Annotated in this window: 16 protein-coding genes; 3 read left to right on the plus strand and 13 right to left on the minus strand. The window is 74.3% G+C overall.

Going from position 1 to position 19,422, the window contains the following annotated elements; genetic code table 11:
- The first annotated feature begins 246 nt into the window (after positions 1-246).
- A complete protein-coding gene (locus SALPAC2_RS0105750; protein WP_018215692.1) occupies positions 247-1,596 on the plus strand; it encodes a right-handed parallel beta-helix repeat-containing protein in 1,350 nt (449 codons plus the stop codon).
- A gap of 92 nt (positions 1,597-1,688) precedes the next feature.
- On the opposite strand, the gene paaI is transcribed toward SALPAC2_RS0105750, so the two are convergent.
- On the minus strand, positions 1,689-2,132 hold the full coding sequence (gene paaI / locus SALPAC2_RS0105755) for a hydroxyphenylacetyl-CoA thioesterase PaaI (RefSeq protein WP_018215693.1): 444 nt from the start codon (positions 2,130-2,132) through the stop codon (positions 1,689-1,691).
- A gap of 169 nt (positions 2,133-2,301) precedes the next feature.
- Between paaI and SALPAC2_RS0105760 the strand changes: the two genes are divergently transcribed.
- Both SALPAC2_RS0105760 and crcB read left to right on the plus strand, forming a co-directional pair.
- Positions 2,302-2,805 carry a fluoride efflux transporter FluC gene (locus tag SALPAC2_RS0105760; RefSeq protein WP_018215694.1) on the plus strand — a complete coding sequence of 168 codons (504 nt, stop codon included), beginning with the start codon at positions 2,302-2,304 and terminating at the stop codon, positions 2,803-2,805.
- On the plus strand, positions 2,802-3,167 hold the full coding sequence (gene crcB, locus SALPAC2_RS0105765; RefSeq protein ID WP_018215695.1) for a fluoride efflux transporter CrcB: 366 nt from the start codon (positions 2,802-2,804) through the stop codon (positions 3,165-3,167). The genes SALPAC2_RS0105760 and crcB overlap by 4 nt, the downstream gene beginning before the upstream one ends.
- A 69-nt stretch (positions 3,168-3,236) precedes the next feature.
- Here the strand turns inward: crcB and cobA are convergent, their stop codons facing one another.
- From cobA to cobN, 12 genes are read right to left on the minus strand one after another with little or no spacing between them, the layout of a single operon-like run.
- Entirely contained in the window at positions 3,237-4,892 is a 1,656-nt protein-coding gene (gene cobA, locus SALPAC2_RS0105770) for a uroporphyrinogen-III C-methyltransferase (RefSeq protein ID WP_018215696.1), read from the minus strand.
- Positions 4,889-5,479, minus strand: coding sequence for a precorrin-8X methylmutase (locus SALPAC2_RS0105775; protein ID WP_018215697.1), 591 nt, complete (start codon positions 5,477-5,479; stop codon positions 4,889-4,891). Before SALPAC2_RS0105775 ends, cobA begins: the two co-directional genes overlap by 4 nt.
- On the minus strand, positions 5,476-5,730 hold the full coding sequence (locus SALPAC2_RS0105780) for a DUF362 domain-containing protein (protein WP_018215698.1): 255 nt from the start codon (positions 5,728-5,730) through the stop codon (positions 5,476-5,478). The genes SALPAC2_RS0105775 and SALPAC2_RS0105780 overlap by 4 nt, the downstream gene beginning before the upstream one ends.
- Positions 5,718-7,451 carry a precorrin-3B C(17)-methyltransferase gene (gene cobJ, locus SALPAC2_RS0105785; RefSeq protein ID WP_018215699.1) on the minus strand — a complete coding sequence of 578 codons (1,734 nt, stop codon included), beginning with the start codon at positions 7,449-7,451 and terminating at the stop codon, positions 5,718-5,720. The genes SALPAC2_RS0105780 and cobJ overlap by 13 nt, the downstream gene beginning before the upstream one ends.
- Positions 7,448-8,788 (minus strand): bifunctional cobalt-precorrin-7 (C(5))-methyltransferase/cobalt-precorrin-6B (C(15))-methyltransferase, encoded by a 1,341-nt coding sequence (locus SALPAC2_RS0105790; RefSeq protein WP_018215700.1) that lies wholly within the window; start codon positions 8,786-8,788, stop codon positions 7,448-7,450. Before SALPAC2_RS0105790 ends, cobJ begins: the two co-directional genes overlap by 4 nt.
- Positions 8,755-9,897: a cobalt-precorrin-5B (C(1))-methyltransferase gene (locus SALPAC2_RS0105795; protein WP_018215701.1), complete on the minus strand. Its 1,143-nt coding sequence runs from the start codon at positions 9,895-9,897 to the stop codon at positions 8,755-8,757. The genes SALPAC2_RS0105790 and SALPAC2_RS0105795 overlap by 34 nt, the downstream gene beginning before the upstream one ends.
- A complete protein-coding gene (cobM, locus tag SALPAC2_RS0105800) occupies positions 9,897-10,718 on the minus strand; it encodes a precorrin-4 C(11)-methyltransferase (RefSeq protein WP_018215702.1) in 822 nt (273 codons plus the stop codon). Before cobM ends, SALPAC2_RS0105795 begins: the two co-directional genes overlap by 1 nt.
- Positions 10,715-11,458, minus strand: a complete 744-nt coding sequence (cobI, locus tag SALPAC2_RS0105805) for a precorrin-2 C(20)-methyltransferase (RefSeq protein ID WP_018215703.1) — start codon at positions 11,456-11,458, stop codon at positions 10,715-10,717. The genes cobM and cobI overlap by 4 nt, the downstream gene beginning before the upstream one ends.
- The gene (locus tag SALPAC2_RS0105810) at positions 11,455-12,813 is read right to left on the minus strand and encodes a cobyrinate a,c-diamide synthase (RefSeq protein ID WP_018215704.1); all 1,359 of its coding nucleotides are present in this window, start codon (positions 12,811-12,813) and stop codon (positions 11,455-11,457) included. Before SALPAC2_RS0105810 ends, cobI begins: the two co-directional genes overlap by 4 nt.
- Positions 12,807-13,418, minus strand: coding sequence for a cob(I)yrinic acid a,c-diamide adenosyltransferase (cobO, locus tag SALPAC2_RS0105815; protein WP_026184466.1), 612 nt, complete (start codon positions 13,416-13,418; stop codon positions 12,807-12,809). The genes SALPAC2_RS0105810 and cobO overlap by 7 nt, the downstream gene beginning before the upstream one ends.
- On the minus strand, positions 13,418-15,670 hold the full coding sequence (locus SALPAC2_RS0105820; RefSeq protein ID WP_018215706.1) for a VWA domain-containing protein: 2,253 nt from the start codon (positions 15,668-15,670) through the stop codon (positions 13,418-13,420). Before SALPAC2_RS0105820 ends, cobO begins: the two co-directional genes overlap by 1 nt.
- The gene (gene cobN / locus SALPAC2_RS0105825) at positions 15,667-19,335 is read right to left on the minus strand and encodes a cobaltochelatase subunit CobN (RefSeq protein ID WP_018215707.1); all 3,669 of its coding nucleotides are present in this window, start codon (positions 19,333-19,335) and stop codon (positions 15,667-15,669) included. The genes SALPAC2_RS0105820 and cobN overlap by 4 nt, the downstream gene beginning before the upstream one ends.
- Positions 19,336-19,422: the final 87 nt, after the last annotated feature.

Genomic DNA, 19,422 nt, shown 5'->3' on the forward strand with positions numbered 1-19,422 from the left:
AAAACAGCGCCGATGACGCTGCCGGGCGTTCGCACCTCGCCGCCCCAATGACTCAACGGCAGCTAGGACGGCAGGCACTGCTACCCCGTTTAGGGAGATCTTCTCGTATTCATACCCGTTTGAGAATTATGTCGGTTTAGCTCGAGGGGATTGCTACCGCCTACCTGGTAGTCGAGGAACAGCACCCGGCCCTACCACCCGGGTGACCTGCCGCTCGTCCGCGACGGGAAGGACACCGAGACCACGATGAACGATTCGCACCACGACCACGACCACGAACCGAACCAGCCAGGTGGAGGCCGGACGAGGGGACGATGGTGGACCCTCGGGCTCGCCGGGGTAGCGGGCCTGGCCCTGACCGCCGCCGCCACCACCCCGGCCGCCGACGCCGTCGGGCGCCCTCTCACCGCCGACGACCGGTCCTCCGCCGACGGGCATCGCGAGGCGGGTAAGGGCGACGGCAAGACAGGCAAGGAGGACAAAGCCAAGGGCACCCCCGTGCCCTGCAGCGCGGACAAACTCATCGCCGCGATCACCCTCGCCAACGCCCGCGGCGGCGGCATCCTCGACCTCGCCAAGGACTGCACCTACCTGCTCACCACCGACATCGAAGGCAGCGGCCTTCCCGCGATCACCACCCCAATCACCCTCAACGGCAGCAAGCACACCACCATCGAACGCTCCACCGCCGCCGATCCATTCAGAATCCTCAGCGTCGACACCGGCGGCAACCTCACCCTCAACAAACTGAAGATCACTGGCGGTGTCGCCGAGGAGGACGGCGGGGGCATCCTCGTCAACCAGGGCGGAGAGTTGACCGTCAAACACAGCACCATCACCCGCAACATCGCCGAGGACAACGGCGGCGGCATCGCCAACAACGGCACCACCAGGGTCAAGAGCTCCACTCTCACCCTCAATCGAGCCCAGGTGGGTGGTGGCATCCAGAGCAACGGCCACCTCAGTGTGATCGAAACAGAGATCAACCTCAACGCTGCCGGTGATATCGGTGGCGGCATTGACGTAGGCGAGGATGGCACCGTACTGATACACAAGAGCATGGTGAACGACAACACGGCGGAAGTGGCCGGCGGGCTGAACATCGATTCCGGGATCCTCCAGCTCACCCACTCGGAGGTCGTCGGCAACTCCGGCGCCGATGACGGTGGCGGAATCGTCCTCGGCGAGGCGCAAGCCACGCTCCAGCAGGTGAAGATCGTGAAGAACACCTCCTTCGAGGGCGCGGGAGTAGCCATCTTCTCCGATTCCACGCTGGTGGCCGAAAAGACTCTGATCAAGAACAACATCTCCCTTGGGGAGGGTGGCGGAATTTACAACGACGGCCAGGTCGTGCTGCGCAAGAACGAAATCGTCAGCAATCTTGCGGACGAGGCGGGGGGCGGAATCTTCAACGACAGCGACGGCACCATCAGCCTGTTCACCACCAAGGTCATCAAGAACATCTCCGCCGAGGACGGTGGCGGGATCTTCAACGAAGCCGGCGGCACGGTGAACCTCAACACCGCCACCGGCACGGTGGTGGCCAAGAACCGGCCGAACAACTGCTCCGGCGACGTGCCTGACTGCGCCGGCTAACAGCATCCGAACACCTCGGACTCGAGGGGTTTCGTTCCCGCCGGCTGTCGGTGGGAGCGGAACCCCTCAGCCGCGCCGCCGCCCCGTGCCGCTCAGTCCCCGTTCAGGACTCGGCTACGACCACGGAACTCGGCGATCACCACACCGTCGGCTCGGGTGACCGTGACGTCGTAAATCCCGCTGCGGCCGTAGCGGAGGCGTTCGGCGGCGTGGGCGAGCAGCAGATCCCCCTCGCGCGCCGGCCGGACGAAGATGATGTCACCGCCGGCCGCCACCGTCACCGGTCCGTGGCTGTTACCGGCCAACGCGAACGCGGTGTCGGCGAGCAGGAACAGATAGCCGCCGTGGGCGATGCCGTGACCGTTGACCATCGCCCCGGTCACCCGCATCCGGGCCACCGCCGCCCCCGCCGCCGCCTCCACCAGCTCGATACCGAGCGCACGCGAGGCGACGTCGGCAGCGAACATGTCGTACGCGGCGTTGCGCTGCTGCAGGTCCGGGTCCGGATGATCCGGGTCGGGCGGACGATCCGACATCGCCGCTCTCCTCACTGCGCCGGACGGACAGTTCGTCGATCTTGCCACCGTACGCCACCGCCGCGGGTCCGGCTCCACCCGCCACCCGAGCACACCCCGCTACCGCGTGGCCATGCTGCCCCGCCGTTAGGGTGGGCTCGGTCAACGGCGGGATGGATGGGGGGGACGGGTGTCCGGAGCGGAGCAGCGACGCGTTGACCCCGACGTCGATCTTGCCGTGCCCGCCGATCGAGCCGAGCTGCCCGCCCATCCGGCCGCGGTGCTCGCCGCCGTCTCCGCCGGCGGTGCGCTGGGCGCGCTGGCCCGCGCCGGCCTCTCGGCCGCACTGCCGCACGATCCCGCGGGCTTCCCGTGGCCGACGTTCGCGGTCAACCTGAGCGGCTGTCTGCTGATCGGCGTGCTGATGGCGGTGCTCGCCAAGCGGGCCAACCCACCGGTGCTGGCCCGGCCGTTTCTCGGGGTCGGGGTGCTCGGTGGCTACACCACCTTCGCCACCCACGCCGTGGAGGCACGGCAGCTGGCCGCCGACGGCGCGGCGGCCACCGCCCTGACCTACCTCGTGGCGACCCTGGTTGGCGCACTGCTCGCCGTCTGGGTCGGCTACGCGGCCACCGACCGGCTCACACCGTCGGCCGGCGGGACCGGGGCGGGACAGCGGGCGGTACGCGGATGACCGCGCTGCTCGTCGCGCTCGGCGCGGCCGTCGGGGCGCCGCTGCGCTACCTCGCCGACCGCGCGGTACAGGACCGCTTCGGTGCCCGCTTCCCCTGGGGCACGATGACCGTCAACGTGGCCGGCTCGCTGCTGCTCGGGTTCCTGCTGGGACTCCCGCTCCCGCCGGCGGCCGGCGTGTTGCTCGGCACCGGGCTCTGCGGCGCCCTCACCACATACTCGACGGCCAGCTACGAGACCCTGCGCCTGGCCACCGCCGGTCGGTTTCGTCCGGCGGTGGCCAACGCGGTACTCAGCGTCGCCGCCGCGGTGGCCGCGGCGGCGCTCGGCCACCTCGCGGCGACCGCCCTACCCTGGCCGTGAGCCGGGCCCGCCGCGCTCCCCACCACCGGAGTGGATCACCTGCGCGGCGGACGACATCCGGGAGTCAGCTCACTGGCCCGACGTGGCGAGAGCGGGCTCCGCGGCGAACGCCGCGACCGGGCCGACCACGAAGACCGCCGGGGGACACACGCCCGCCCGAGCCGCCACCGCAGCGATCTCGTCCAGGCGCGCCGGCAACGAACGCTGCCCCGGGTGGCCGGCGTCCTGTACCACGAGGGCGGGGGTGTCCGGGGCACGCCCGTGCGCGATCAGCTTCGCGGCGACAGCACCGATCGTCTCGACCCCCATCAACACCACCAGGGTGCCCCGGGTCCGGCCCAGCGCCACCCAGTCGACCAGCGAGTCCGGATGCCCCGGCGGCAGGTGCCCGGAGACGACGGTGAACTCGTGCGCCGCCCCGCGGTGGGTGACCGGCACCCCGGCCAGGGCCGCCGCGGCCACCGCGCTGGTCACCCCCGGCACCACGGTCACCGGGACTCCGGCCGCCGCGCAGGCCAACACCTCCTCGTGCCCGCGTCCGAAGACGTACGGGTCACCGCCCTTGAGCCGGACCACCCGCCGCCCGGCGCGGGCGTGCCGGACCAGTGCGGTGTTGATGGCGTCCTGCCCGACGGACGGCCCTCGGGGTGACTTCGCCGCGTCCACCACCTGCACCCCCGGGCGGAGTCCGGCGAGCAGTTCCTGCGGGGCGAGCCGGTCCACCACCACCACGTCGGCGACTGCCAGCAACGCCCGACCCCGGACTGTGATCAGGTCTGCCGGGCCCGGTCCGCCGCCGACGATCGCCACCGCACCCGGCCGCAGCACGGGCTCGGGGTGCTGGTGCTGGTGCTGGTGACCGTGCCCGCCCACCGGGTCGTCCGGGTGGTCGTGCGGGGTCTGCGGCCGACCCACCTTGTCGACGAAGCCCGGCATCGACACCCGGTACGCACAGGTGTCGCAGTTCATCCGGATGTCGCCCCGCAACGCCTCGGCGTGGCGTTCCAGCACCAGGTCGGCGAGGGCGTCGCAGTCACCGATCAGGTCCGCCACCCGCAGGTCCAGCCCGGGATGCGCGGCGGCGTACTCCTGGGTCTGGGCCCGAATGCGATCCGGTAGCACCCCGGCGAACAGGAAGTACGGGGCGACGACGATCCGCCGCGCCCCCAACCGGCGCAGCCGGTCCAGGACCGCCGGCACGGACGGCTCGGCGAGCGAGATGAAGCCCGGCTCAACACCCGCGTAGCCCCGGCCCTCCCACAACAACCGGGCCACCTTGGCAACCTCGGCGTTCGCGTCCGGGTCGGTGGAGCCACGCCCGATCAACGCCACCCACGTGTCGGCCCGCTCGGCGCCGGCCAGCGCGGCGTCAATCCGCTCCTGGAGAGCCGTGTGCAGCAACGGGTGCGGGCCAAGCGGTCGGCCGTAGGCGTAGGACAGGCCGGGGTGGCGCTGTTGTTCCCGGGCCAGCGCCGCCGGGATGTCGCCCTTGCCGTGCCCGGCCGCGGTCAACACCAGCGGCAGCGCCACCAGCGCCCGGTGCCCCCGGCCGGCGAGCGCGCCGACCGCATCGGCCAGGGGCGGACGGGACAACTCGATGAAGCCGCCCTCGACGTCGCCGACCGTACCGCCGGCCCGGGTACGGACCCGCTCGACCAGCGCTGCGAACTGCGCCACCCCCTCTGCGCTGCGGGTACCGTGCCCGACGATGACCAATGCGGTCACTCTTCCCCCTCCACATAGAGCAGGGCGTTGAGGGCGGCGGCGGCCACCGCCGACCCGCCCTTCTCGCCCCGGTTCGAGATTCCCGGCAGACCGCTGACCCGGAGCGCGGCCTTCGACTCCGCGGCGCCGACGAAGCCCACCGGCAGGCCGACTACCAGGGCCGGCCGGGCGTCCAGGGCGAGCAGTTCGGTCAGCGCGGTGGGCGCGCAGCCGACCACCCACACCGCACCGGGCCCCACCCGGTCCAGGGCGATCCGCACCGCGGCGGCCGAGCGGGTGATTCCGGCCTGTCGGGCCAGCGCGGCGGTGCCCGCCTCGGCGACCGGGCAGACCGTTTCCCGGCCGGTGATCCCGGCGGCGACCATCGCCACATCGGCCACGACCGGCGCACCGGACCGGAGCGCGGCCAGCCCACCGGCCAGCGCGGTCTCGGCACAGACCAGATCCGTCGCGTAGCTCAGGTCCGCGCTCGCGTGTACCACCCGCTCGGTAACCGCGCGGGTCAGCGGCGACAGGTGCCGAAGGTCCACCCGCTCCCGCAGAATCCGGTACGACTCGACCTCGATCGGATGCACCGGCCGGCTCACCCGTCCTCCCGCACCGCTGCGGCGTCGTCCGGGGTGATGAACATCGGCTCCTCCTGTCGCAGGCCGGTGGTGCGGATGGCACCGACCGGGCAGATCTCCAGACACTCCAGGCAACCGGTGCAGCGGTCGGCCCGGATGACGAGGCCGCCGGGCACCGGCCGGATGGCGTGCGTGGGGCAGGTCAGCAGGCAGGCCCCGCAGCCCTGGCAGGCGTCAACCCGCACCGGAGCGGGGCCGGTCACGTCCGCCACCGGTAGCCACGCGGGGTGACCATCCGGCCCGCGACCCGGCGCGTCTGGCTACTGCCCACGACCACGACGCTGTACATGTCGACAATCGCCGGGTCGAGCGTCGCCAGGGTGGCCAGGTGCACCCGCTGCCCGGCTCGGCTGGCGTTGCGGACCACACCGGCGGGTGTATCCGGCGGTCGGTGCGCCGCGAGGAGCCGCAGCGCCGCCGGCAACTGCCAGTCCCGGTTCCGGCTACGCGGGTTGTAGAGCACCGTGACGAAGTCCCCCTGCGCCGCGGCGGTAACCCGACGGGCGATGACCTCCCACGGGGTGTGCAGGTCGGAGAGGCTCAGGTAGGCGTGGTCGTGCCCCAGCGGCGCCCCGAGCAGGGCCGCCGCCGCGAGGGCGGCGGTCACCCCGGGCACGCCGACCACATCGACCCGCTCGTCGGCGTACTCCAGGGCAGGGCTCGCCATCGCGTACACCCCGGCGTCGCCGGATCCGACCAGGGCGACGGCCTGGCCGGCGGTGGCCGCGGCGACGGCGGAGCGGGCCCGCTCCTCCTCGGCGCCGAGCCCGCTGGCGAGCACCCGGGTCCCCGGGCGCAACAGGTCACGGACCTGGTCCAGGTACTGGTCCAAACCGACCACGACGGCGGCCCGCCGTAACTCGGTCACCGCCCGCGGGGTACGCAGTTCGGCCGCACCGGGACCGAGGCCGACCAGGGCGAGCCGGCCGCGCGGCGCATGCCGGGCGACCGCGACGGTCGCCATCGCGGTCGCGGTCTTGGGCACCAGCAGTTCGGCGTCCCCGCCGAGCAGCGCCGCGGCCTCCGCGACGCTCGGCGTGCCGACCGCGGCGCGAACCACCTCGCTGGGGTTGGGCACCGCAACCGCCGCCAACTCCGCGGCGGACCACGTTGTCAGGGGTATCCGCAGCGCCTCGGCGGTGCTGCGGATACCGTCCTCATCGGCCTTGATGTCGGCGCTGGCCAGACAGCGCAGGCTCGCCGCGCTGAGGCCCGCGGTGGCGAGCACCCGGTACAGCAGGGCACGTACCTCCGCGGCCGGCACGCCGCGGCTCGCCCCGACCCCGGCGACCAGGGAGGGGGGCCGGAGCACGGCGGTCCGCCCGTCCACGGGCACGATCCGGTCGGTGACCAGCACCCGAAAGCCCACCCCGGGAGCACCGGCGGGACCGGCCGGGGCGAACTGGACGTTGGTTGGCAGTGCCGGCAGTGGCCAGGGCGCGTCGGCGACCACCGTGACCGGCTCGCCGTCCAGGATCGCCCGGCTCACCGCGGCGACCGCCCCCTCGACCGGCCAGCCCAGGGTATCCAGGCCGGGCAGGTCGACCGCGTCGGTGGCGGTGGTGACCACCGGTGCGGCGTCGAGTAGCGCCCCGACCTCGGCCGCGAGGGCGTTGGCACCGCCGACGTGCCCACCGAGCAGGGCCACCGCGTGCCGGGCCGCCTCGTCCACTGTCACCACCGCCGGATCGCTGCGCTTGTCGTCGAGCAGCGGCGCCAGGAGGCGGACCACCGCGCCGGTGGCCAGGAACGCCACGATCTGGTCGCATTCCGACCAGGCGGCACGGAGTCCGGCGGCGGCGCTCTCCGCCTCCAGCAGCCGGGCCTGCGGCCAGGCCTCGGCGAGGACCCGGGCGTGCCGGCGTCCCGCCGCGGTGACCGCGACCAGCCCGATCCGGCCCGACCGCGCCTCGGTGCATTCGACGTGCTTCACAGGAGCTCCCCGGTGAGGACGACCACCGGATTGGTGGCCGCGAGACGGATCGACCCGCCGGGCAGGTCGGCGAGGCGGGCGGCGGAGAGTTGGACACCGTTGACGGTGTAGCCGGCGGCGCGCAGCACGTCCCGGGCCGGGGCGACCCGGTCCAGCGCGGCGAGCGCGACGAGTACCCGCGCCGGTCGGCGGGCCGCCACCGCGGCGAGCACCCCGGTGCCGCCCCCGCCGACGAAGACCGCGTCGGCGTCGGGGAGCCCGGCCAGGGCGGCCGGGGCGGCACCGGGAACCACCCGTACGTCCACGCCGTGCCGAGCGGCGTTGTCGTGCACCAGGCCCACGGCGGCCGGGTCCCGCTCCACCGCGACGACCGCCGCGCCGAGCAGGGCACACTCGATGCCCACCGAACCGCTGCCGGCACCCACGTCCCACACCAGCCGGCCGAGCCGGGGCCGCAGCCCGGCCACGACCAGCGCCCGTACCTCCGCCTTGGTGATCATCGAATCGCGGTGCCGGTACGCCCCCTCGGGCAGCGCCCACCCGGCGGCCGGGGCGGCGGCCGGTTGGTTGTCCACCCGGGCCGCCCCGCCCGGGCCAGGACCGAGGCTCAGCAGCACATGCGGATCGGTCCAGCTACCAGCCGCCGCCTCCGCCGGGGTCGTCCAGGTGATCCGTTCGGCGTCGGTACCGAGGTGCTCGGCCACCACCAGCCGACGGGACCAACCCGCCAAGCCGGCGCCGAGCTCCGCGGCCCCCGCACCCGGCGCGGTGAGCACCGCGACCCGGGGCAGCGCCCGGCAGGCGTTGAGCGCCTCCCGGGCGTCCCGGCCGTGGGCGCTGACCACGGCCGCGCCGTCCCAGGAGAGCCCGGCCCGGGCGAACGCGGCGGCGACGCTGGACACCGCCGGTAACACCCGCACCGGCAGCCCGGCAGCCCGCAGCCGCCGCACGATCCCGAAGCAACCCGGATCACCGCTGGCGAGGACGACGGCCGGGGTGCCCGTGGCAACCGCGGCGGTGAGCCGTTCCAGGGCCGGCGGCAACGGACCGAGCACGACCGTCTCCACGCCGGCCGGCACCGCCGCGGCCGCCAAGTGCCGGGCCGCACCGACCACGAGCCCCGCCCGCACCAGCTCGGCGGCGAGGGCGGGGTGCGCCGGGTTGCCGGCGGCATCCACACCGGCCACCGTCACCACGGTCGCTCCGGCTCCGGCTCCAACTCCGGCTCCGGCTCCGGCTCCGGCTCCGGCTCCATTGATGACGGAGTCACCGGCGACCCGCCGATCCACCCCCGGCGTACCGGTCACCGGGCCCACCGCCCACTGGCGGCCACGCATCGCCGGCCGGTGAAGTCCACCATCGCCACGTCGACGGCGACGGCGTCCCCGGCGAAGCGGCGCAGCACCGCGCGGACCCGACCGCAGAGCAGGTCACCGGCGGGACCGAGCAGGCCGGCGGCCTCCCACAACTCGTACGCGTGCCGACCGGTGTTGGCGGCGGTGACGGCGGCGGCCAGCTCGGCGGTGCCGCCCGCCTCGACGGTCACCGCGCCGAGGAGCGACAGATCCACCTTGGAGCGGGTGTAGTGGGTCATCAGCACCCCGGCGGCGAGCTTGGCCAGCTTCCCGGCCATGCCGACGAAGGCCACCCCGGACAGACCGTGGGTGACGGCGGCGGTGACCGCCGCGCCGGTGAAGTCACCCACCTCCACGAAGCAGACCTCGGGCAGCTCCGGCAGCAGCTCCCGGGCGGCCCGCTCGGTCCGCCCACCCGTACACAGCACCACCGTCGACTCTCCCTGCGCGGCCGCCACCTGTACGGCCTGCACGACGCTGGCCCGCCAGGACGCGGTGGAGAAGGGTCTGACCACGCCGGTCGTACCGAGGATCGAGATGCCGCCGAGGATGCCGAGCCGGCGGTTCGTGGTCTTCCGGGCCATGATCTCGCCCCGTGGGACGCTGATCACCACCCGGACGCCGAGGACAGCCAGATCGACCAGCTCGGCGACCGCCGCACCGATCATCTGACGTGGGGTGTCGTTGATCGCCGGCCCGCCGACCGGCAGTCCCAACCCCGGCTTGGTCACCGTGCCCACCCCGGACCCACCCGCTAGGGCCAGTCCGGGGATCTGCCGCCAGCCGACCGTGGCGGTCAGCTCGGCGCCGTGGGTGACGTCCGGGTCGTCGCCGGCGTCCTTGACCACCACCGCCTCGGCGCCGCCGGCCGTACGGTCGCAGCGAGCCACCGGGAATCGCACCCGCCGCCCGGCCGGCAGTCCAATCTCGACCTGCTCCGGTGACGTCCCGGTGACCAGGGCGGTCAGCGCGGCCTTCGTCGCGGCCGTCGCGCAGGCGCCGGTGGTCCAGCCGGTGCGCAGCGCCACGGGCCGGACCTTCGCGGTACGCGGCAGGTCCGGCTCGCGCAACGGCGGCGGGTCGTAGGCCATCAGGTCGGCCGATCCGCCCGGGTGGTGACCTCCCGGCGAAGGGCGGCCCGCGCGGCCGGCTCCGCCCGCCGGTGACCGTGGAAGTGCCCCGGATGGTAAAGATGCGACCGGGTACCGGCGGCCGCCAGCGCCGGCCCGACCAGGATGAGGGTGTGCTTCCAGAGCCGGTGTTCCTTGACCGTCGCCGCGAGGGTGCCGACGGTACAGTGCGCAACCAGTTCGTCCGGCCAGGTCACCTGATACGCCACGACCGCCGGGGTGTCGGCCGGGTAACCCCCGGCGAGTAGCTCGGTCTGCACCTGACCGGAGCGGGCCGCGGAGAGGAACAACGCCATGGTGGTGCCGTGCCGGGCGAACTCGCGGACCCGCTCCCCCGGCGGCATCGGCGTCTTCCCACCCTCCAGGCGGGTGAGGATCACCGACTGCGCGACCTCGGGAACGGTCAGCTCCCGACCGATCCGGGCGGCGACCGCGGAAAACGAGGAGACCCCCGGCACGATCTCCACAGTCAGCCCGAGCGCCCGACACAGGTCGAGCTGCTCCTGCACCGCGCCCCACAACGCCGGATCGCCCGAGTGGATCCGGGCCACGGTCAACCCGTCGGCGGCGGCCCGCCGATACAGGGGCAGCACCCCCTCCATCGGCAACCGCGACGAGTCGACGATCTCGGCGTCCGGTCGGGCGTGTGCCAGCACGTCGGCGTGGACCAGACTGGCCGCCCAGACCACCACGTCGGCGGCGGCGATCACCCGGGCCGCGCGCAGGGTCAGCAGATCCGCCGCGCCGGGTCCCGCACCTACGAACCAGACGGTGCCGCTCACAGTTTCCCCCCTCGGCGCTCCCGGCGGGCCGGGACCAGCAGTGTCGACAGGTACGGCGGGGCGTCGCCGGCCTCGGCAGCCGGACCGACGTGGTCGCCGGCCAGGCCCAACCCGCTGCCCAGCACCGCGTCGGTGAGCCGACCCTGCCGGCGGAGCTCGGCCAGCAACTCCGGGTGCCGCCGCCACCCCTTGTAGGCGACGACCGTGCCCGGCCCGGCGAGCGCGTCGGCGAAGAGCGCCAGCCCGGCGGTTGCCGGCAGCAGGGTCAGCGGCTCTCGCCCCTCGCAGAGCGGAACTCCGCTTCTGGCGGCGAGTTCCTGCATAGCCGTGATGCCGGGGACGGTGTACACGGCGACCGCCGGCCGCAACTCGCGGAGGGTCTGCGCCAGGTAGCCGAAGGTGGAGTAGACGTTGGGGTCGCCGATGGTGGCGAAGGCCAGATCCCGAGCCCCGTCGTCAACCGCGGTGGCGACCGCCTCCGCGGCGGCGTTCCACGCGCTCTCCCGCCGTCGGGTCACCCCGCCCCGGTCGTCCAGGGCGAACGGCAGCCGGCGCAGCCGCTCCGGCGGGAGGTACGGGGCGATCGTGGTCTCGGCCCGGCCGGGGGCCGCGGCACCCGCCGGTCGGTCCAGCACGGGTACGAAGACCACGTCAGCCGCGCGCAGCACCCGTACCGCGCGGACGGTGAGTAGCTCGGGGTCGCCGGGGCCCACCCCGACCCCGGTCAGCGTCACGGTCATCGGCTCGCCGCCGTTACCAGCCGCTGCGCTGCTCGGGGCTGGCCCGCCCAGTGGGTGTGCAAGTAGGAGGCGTGGATCCGGCCGGTGACGAAGCCGTGCGCGGCACCGTCCCAGCACCACGCCGCCCGCTCACCGTGACCGGGATCGGTGCCGGTGCGGTGGAACTCGTGCCCGCGGACCAGCTCACCGGCGGCGTGCGGCACCGAGTCGACGGCGGCGACCGCCGCCCGGTAGCCGAGGGTGAGCCGTCCGGTCATTCGGGCGGTCAGGTCGAGTCGGCCGCACATCGGTACCCCGTCCAATTCGCGTCCCAGGTAGAGCAGACCCGCGCACTCGGCCATCACCGGTCCGTCGAAGGCGGCCAGATCGGCGCGCAGCCCGGTGTTGGCGGCGAGCGCCTCCACGTACACCTCGGGAAAGCCGCCGCCGAGAACCACGGCCCGGGTACCGGCGGGCAGCGCCTCATCGCGCAGCGGATCGAACGGCACCACGGTCGCACCGGCGGCGGTGAGCAGCTCGGTCGTCTCGGCGTAGCCGAAGGTGAAGGCCGGGCCACCGGCGACGGCGACGACCGGCCGGTCGGTTCCGGCCGGTGCACCGACGGCGGCGACCGGGTCCCAGGGCGGCGCGGTCAGTGGCGGCGCGCTTCGGGCCAACTCCAACACCGCGTCGAGGTCCACGGTGGCTGCCACTAGGTCGGCCAGCGCGTCAACCACGGCGGTCGACTCGGCGGCCCGCTCCGCGACCGGCACCAGGCCGAGGTGGCGGGCGGGGGCGGCGACCTCGGCGGCCCGGGTGACCGCGCCCAGCACCGGTACGCCGACCTCGGCCAGGGCCTCGCGCAGCAACGACTCGTGCCGGGGCGAGCCGACCCGGTTGAGCACCACCCCGCCGATTCGCACCGCCGGGTCGAAGGCGCCCATTCCGAGGGCCAGGGCGGCGGCGCTGCGCCCCTGGGCGGTGGTGTCGAGCACCAGCAGCACGGGCGCGGCGACGAGCCGGGCGACGTGGGCGGTGGAGGCGTACCCGCGGTGACCGACGGCACCGTCGTGCAGCCCCATCACCCCCTCGATCACCGCGATGTCGGCGGGGCGGGGCACGGCCGCGCCGTGCCGCAGCAGACCGGCGATCCGCTCCTCCCCCACCAGCCACGGGTCGAGGTTTCGGCCGGGCCGGCCGGCGGCGAGGGCGTGGTAGCCGGGGTCGATGTAGTCCGGGCCGACCTTGTGTGGACTGACCAGGTGGCCCTGGCGGCGCAGCGCGGCGAGCAGCCCGGTGGCGATCGTGGTCTTGCCGTGGCCGCTGGCCGGTGCGGCGACCACGACCCGCGGCAGGGACCAGGGGGCGCTCACCATTCGATGCCCTTCTGGCCCTTTTGGCCGGCGTCCATCGGATGCTTCACCTTGGTCAGCTCGGCAACCAGGTCGGCGGCGGCCACCAGGCGCGGGTCGGCGTCCCGGCCGGTGATGACGACGTGTTGAAAGCCGGGTCGGGTGGTGAGGGTGTCGACCACCTCGGCGACGTCCACCCAGCCCCACTTCATCGGGTAGGTGAACTCGTCGAGCACGTAGAGGCCGTACCGCTGGGCGGTCAGGTCCCGCTGGATCTGCCGCCACCCCTCGCGGGCGTCGGCGGCGTGGTCGGCCGTACCGTCGCGCTGGATCCAGGACCAGCCCTCACCCATCTTGTGCCAGCTCACCGGAGCGCCCTGACCGGTCTGCTCGTGTACCTCACCGAGGGCCCGGAATGCGCTCTCCTCGCCCACCCGCCACTTGGCGCTCTTGACGAACTGGAACACCCCGATCGGCAGCCCCGCGGTCCAGGCCCGCAGCGCGAGACCGAAGGCGGCGGTGGACTTCCCCTTCATCGATCCGGTGTGGACGATCAGCAGCGGGCGGTTCCGCCGCTGCCGGGTCGTGAGCCCGTCGGCCGGCACGTGAGTCGGTTTACCCTGGGGCATCAGCGCACGCTCCGCTCCGCGGCGACACCGGCGGTCGCCAGGGCCGCCAACGGGGCAGTCGTCACGGTGGGCAGGGGGTGGTGGGCGGCGGCCAGCTGGGTGGCCAGGCGGCGGGCCAGGGCGAGGCGGACAGGGCCGGACTCGCAGTCCACGACGACGCAGGGGGCGCCGGTCGCGCGCAGCACCGCCGCCGCCCGCGCCGCGCGGGGCAACGGGTCGGCGCCGGCGGTGGCCCGACCGTCCGTCAGGACCAGGGTCAACGGTTGCCGGCGGGGATCCCGCAGCCGCTCCACCCGCAGCAGCTCGGCGGCGGCGAGCAGGCCCTCCGCGAGCGGGGTACGCCCACCGGTGGGCAGCTCGGCCAGCCGGGTGGAGGCGGCGAGCACCGAGGCGGTGGCGGGCAGCAGGACCTGCGCGCCAGCACCGCGGAAGGCGACCACCGCCACCTTGTCCCGGCGCTGGTAGGCGTCGGTGAGCAGGGCGAGCACCGCACCCTTGACGGCACTCATCCGCTGCCGGGCACCCATCGAGCCGCTGGCGTCCACCACGAAGAGCACCAGGTTGCCCGCCCGCCCCTCCCGAACGGCCTCCCGTACGTCGGCCGGGCGGATCCGCAGCGGTCCACCGGCCCGTCCCCGGGCGACCTGGTGCCCGGCGGCGGTCCGGATCGTCGCCGGCAGGTGCAGCGCGCCGGGTCGCCCGGCCGGTACCCGGGCCCCGGTGGTACGACCGCGCCCGGTCCGTGCCCGCGACCGCCGGCCCGGCACCCCCTCGCCGACGCCCGGCGCGGTGAACAACCGCGCCCGGAGCCCGAGCTGCGGCGCGGCCACCGGGTGCGGGACCCCACTCGGGTGCCCGTCCCGGCCCGGGTGCGCGGACCGGGGGGAACCGTCCTCGGAGACCGCCGGTCGGTCCGGACCGGACGGATCAGCCGCGGAGCCGGTACTGCCATCGGGGCGGATGTCCGCCGTGGAGCCGGGGTCCGGCTCGGGCCCGGTGTCGCCGGCCGGGCCGCCCGTACCACCGGGACCGGTTTCCCCGCCCGGACCGCCGTCGGGTGTGGTGCCGCCCCGGGGACCGCCGTCGGGTGTGGTGCCACCCCCGGGGCCGCCGTCGGGACCGGCGTCATCCCCCGGACCGCGGCCGGGACCGGCACCGTCGTCCGGGTCGTCGGGATGCGACTCCTGTGCCCGGTTCAGCGCCTCGTCCAGGCGTTGTTCGTCCAGTCCCGGCGGGTCGAACGGGTCCCGGCGGCGACGGTGCGGCAGGGCGAGTCGGGCGGCCACCCGAACGTCTTCCGCGCTCACCCGGTCCCGGCGCTGCCAGGCGGCGTGCGCCACGGCCGTCCGGGCGGTGACGATGTCGGCCCGCATTCCGTCCACGTCGAACGCCGCGCAGACCTCGGCGATCTGCCGCAGGGCCGCGTCGGTCAACACCACCCGGTCCAGCCGGGCGCGGGCCTCGGCCACCCGCCCGGCGACCGCCGCGTCCTCCCCCGCCCAGCGGGCGGCGAAGCCGGCCGGGTCCGCGTCGGCGTCGAGCCGGCGCCGCACCACCTCCACCCGGACGGCCGGGTCGCGGCTGGCCGTCACCTCCACGGTCAGCCCGAACCGGTCGAGGAACTGTGGACGTAGCTCCCCCTCCTCCGGGTTCATCGTGCCGACCAGCAGGAACCGGGCCGCGTGGCGGACCGACACGCCCTCCCGCTCGACGTGGCAGCGCCCCATCGCGGCGGCGTCCAACAGCAGGTCGACCAGATGGTCGTGGAGCAGGTTCACCTCGTCGACATAGAGCAGACCCCGGTGGGCGGCGGCGAGCAGGCCCGGCTCGTAGGCGCGGACCCCCTCGGCGAGCACCCGCTCCAGGTCGAGCGAGCCGACCACCCGGTCCTCGGCGGCGCCGACCGGCAGTTCGACCAACGCGGCCGGGCGATGTTCGGTCGCCGGCGCCACCGGGTGGGGCCCGTCCGGGCAGCCGGGGTCGGGCATCTGCGGATCACAGGCGAACCGGCAGCCGGCGACCCGGACCACCGGCGGCAGCAGAGCGGCGAGGGCGCGCACCGCGGTCGACTTGGCGGTACCCTTCTCGCCCCGTACCAGCACCCCACCGATCGTCGGGTTGACCGCGTTCAGCAGCAGCGCCAGGCGCATGTCGGCCATGCCGAGTACGGCCGAGAACGGGTAGTTCGCCCCGGGCGCCTCCGGGCGCGGCGGCCGTGGAACCCGCAGGCCCGGTTCACTCGTCGTGCTCATCCGCGGTCCTCCAGATCGCCCTCGCTGGCCAGATACGTCTCCCGGAGCCGGTCCAGGGTGCTCGGCTCCGGCTTTGCCCACAGCCCTCGGTCGGCGGCCTCCAGCAGCCGTTCGGTCATGCCGCGCAGCGCCCACGGGTTGGACCGCTCCAGGAACTCCCGGGTCTCTTCGTCAAACAGGTACGCCTCGGCGAGCCGCTCGTACATCCAGTCGTCGACCACGCCCGCGGTGGCGTCGTAGCCGAACAGGTAGTCGACGGTGGCCGCCAGCTCGAAGGCGCCCTTGTAGCCGTGCCGGCGCATCGCCGCGATCCACCTCGGGTTGACCACCCGGGCTCGGAACACCCGGCGGGTCTCCTCGCTGAGGGTGCGGGTCCGCACGTCGTGCGGCATCGCCGAGTCGCCGACGTACGCGGCCGGTGCGGCACCGGTGAGGTGCCGGACCATCGCCACCATCCCGCCGTGGTACTGGAAGTAGTCGTCGGAGTCGACGATGTCGTGCTCCCGGGTGTCCTGGTTCTTCACCGCCACGGCGATCCGCGCGAAGGCGCGTTCCATGTCGGTGCGGGCCTCCCGGCCGTCCAGCCCCCGCCCGTACGCGTAGCCGCCCCACACCGCGTACACCTCGGCTAGGTCGGCGTCGCTGCGCCAGTTCCGGGCGTCGATCAGCGGTAGCAGCCCGGCCCCGTAGGCGCCCGGCTTCGATCCGAAGATCCGCGCGGTGGCCCGGCGCTCGTCGCCGTGCCCGGCCAGGTCCTCGGCCACGTGCGCGCGGAGGTGGTTGTCCGAGGTCGACTCGTCCAGCGCGGCCACCTGTCGTACCGCGTCGTCCATGAGCGCCACGACGTGCGGAAAGGCGTCCCGGAAGAAGCCGGAGATGCGGACGGTCACATCGATGCGGGGGCGGCCCAACTCGGCCAGGGGCACCACCTCGACCCCGGTCACCCGTCGGGACCGGTCGTCCCAGGTGGGTCGACAGCCGAGTAGTGCGAGCACCTCGGCGATGTCGTCGCCCTGCGTGCGCATGGCGCTGGTGCCCCAGACGGTGAGCCCAACCGAGCGCGGGTACGCCCCGGTGTCGGCGAGGTGCCGGGCCAGCAGCGAGTCGGCCAGGGCCACGCCGACGTCCCACGCGTTGCGGCTGGGGATCGCCTTCGGGTCGACCGAGTAGAAGTTACGGCCGGTGGGCAGCACGTTGACCAGGCCCCGGGTGGGTGATCCGGACGGGCCGGGCGGCACGAACCGCCCGTTGAGGGCGGCGAGCGTGTGCGCCAGCTCGTCGGTGGTGCGCTCCAATCTCGGCACCAGTTCGGTGGCGCCGAAGCGCAGCACCGCGGCGGCCTCCGGAATCGCCCGGCCGGTGACCTCGACGACGACCTCCTCCACCCGGTCGGGGGGCCAGCCGAGCGTCTCCATCCCGAGGGCGAGGCGCCGGGCCAGGCCCTCGATCAGGTCGACGGCGTCGGCTGCGGTGCCGGCCGGCCCACCGGCCGCGTCGGTCAACGCGGCCGGCACCCGCACCCGGGCTCCGGGCGCGGCGAGGAGTACGGACTCGTCCAGGCCGTAGCTGGCGGCGATGGCCTGCCGCAGGCCGGGCAGGGCCCGGGTCCCGCCCCACACCTGTGGGGCACGCAGCACGGCGAGCACCAGGTTGACCCGTGCCTCGCCGGCGGGTGCTTCGGCCAGCACGTGCAGGCCGTCGCGGATCTGCACGTCCTTGACCTCGCAGAGGTAGCCGTCGAGGTGCAGCACGAAGTCGTCGAAGTCGTCGGCGGTCGGCATCTCCGACTGGTGCAGGTCGTGGTGCAGCTCCGCGGCGCGTACCAGCTCCCAGATCTGTCCCCGTACGACGGGCACCTTCGCCGGGTCGAGCGCCTGCACGGTGGCGTACTCGTCGAGTAGCTGCTCCAGCTTCGCCAGGTCCCCGTAGGTCTCGGCGCGGGCCATCGGCGGCACCAGGTGGTCGACGACGACCGCGTGCGCGCGGCGCTTGGCCTGCGTCCCCTCCCCCGGATCGTTGACGATGAACGGGTACACCAGCGGCAGGTCGCCGAGGACCGCGTCCGGGGCGCAGTCGGCGGCCAGCCCGAGGCCCTTGCCCGGTAGCCACTCCAGAGTGCCGTGCTTGCCCAGGTGCACCACGGCGTCCGCGCCGAAGCCGCCCGCCGTGTCGGGGGCGGCCAGCCACCGGTACGCGGCCAGGTAGTGGTGACTCGGGGGCAGGTCCGGGTCGTGGTAGATGGCGATCGGGTTCTCCCCGAAGCCGCGGGGCGGCTGGATCAGCAGGACCACGTTGCCGAACCGCAGGCCGGCCAGGACGAGGTCACCGCCGTCGGTGTACAGCTCGCCCGGCGGCTCCCCCCAGTGACGGACCATGTCGGCGCGCAGTTGCGCCGGCACCTGGTCGAACCACCGCCGGTACGTCTCCTGCGGTATCCGCGCGCTGGCGGTGGCGAGCTGCTCGGGGGTGAGCCACTCGACGTCGTGGCCGCCGGCGGCGATGAGCGCGTGGATGAGGGCGTCCCCGTCATCCGGCAGGGGCGCCGCGCCGAGGTCGTAGCCGGCGGCGGCGAGCGCGGCGAGCAGCCGCACCGCGCTGGCTGGGGTGTCCAGGCCGACGGCGTTGCCGACCCGGGCGTGCTTCGTCGGGTACGAGCTGAGCACCACCGCCACCCGTTTGTCGGCGTTCGGCAGTTGCCACAGCCGGGCGTGCCGGACGGCGATTCCGGCTACCCGGGCGGCGCGCTCCGGGTCCGGCGCGTAGACCGACAGCCCGTCCGCGTCGAGCTGTTTGAACGAGAACGGCACGGTGACGATCCGCCCGTCGAACTCCGGGATCGCCACCTGCATCGCCGCGTCCAACGGGGACAATCCGGCGTCGCTGCCGGCCCACTGCTCCCGCGTGCTGGTGAGGCAGAGCGCCTGGATGACCGGCACGTCGAGGGCGGCGAGCGCGCCCACGTCCCAGGCGTCCTCGTCGCCACCGCCGGCCGCGTCGGCGGCCACGGTGCCCCCGGCGGCGAGTACGGTGACCAGCAGCGCGTCGCAGCGGGCGAAGAGTTCCAGCGGGCCCGCGCCAGCGGTCAGCCCGCGCAGCGAGCCGCAGAAGATCGGCGCCGCGTTGCCTCCCGCGGCCTCCACGGCGTCGGCGAGCGTGTCCACGAAGGCGGTGTTGCCGGCGAGCGCGTGCGCCCGGTAGAAGACGATTCCGACGGTCGGCCGGCCCGGGCTGGTCGACCGTGCTCCGTGCATCCCGTACGCCGGGGTCGGTGCGGGGGGCGCGAACCCCTCCCCGGTGAGCAGCACCGTGTCGGAGAGGAACCGGGCCAGCTGTGCCAGGTTCTCCGGTCCCCCTTCGACCAGGTAGGACAGGGCCTGGGTGGTGACACCGGCGGACACGGTGGAGGTGGCGGTCAGCTCGGCGTCGGGGACGCTCTCCCCGCCCAGCACCACCGTCGGCACGTCCGAGGCGAGGACCGCGGCCAGTCCGTCGGGCCAGGCGGCTCGACCGCCGAGCAGGCGTACGACGGCTAGGTCCACGTCGTCGAGCAGGGCCGGGACCTCGTCGACGGCCACCCGGTTCGGGTTGGCCAGGCGGTAGTCGGCCCCGCTGGCCCGCGCGGCGAGCAGGTCGGTGTCGGCGGTGGAGAGCAGCAGGATGCGCACAGCAAGCTCCGGAGAGTGACGCCCGCGCGGCGGGGCGGGCGATCAGTGAAACGGGGAGTGATTCGGCTTCGCGGGCGCCGTCTCGGG

It is taken from the genome of Salinispora vitiensis (assembly GCF_000378825.1).
In the GTDB taxonomy this organism is placed as follows: Bacteria; Actinomycetota; Actinomycetes; order Mycobacteriales; family Micromonosporaceae; genus Micromonospora; species Micromonospora vitiensis.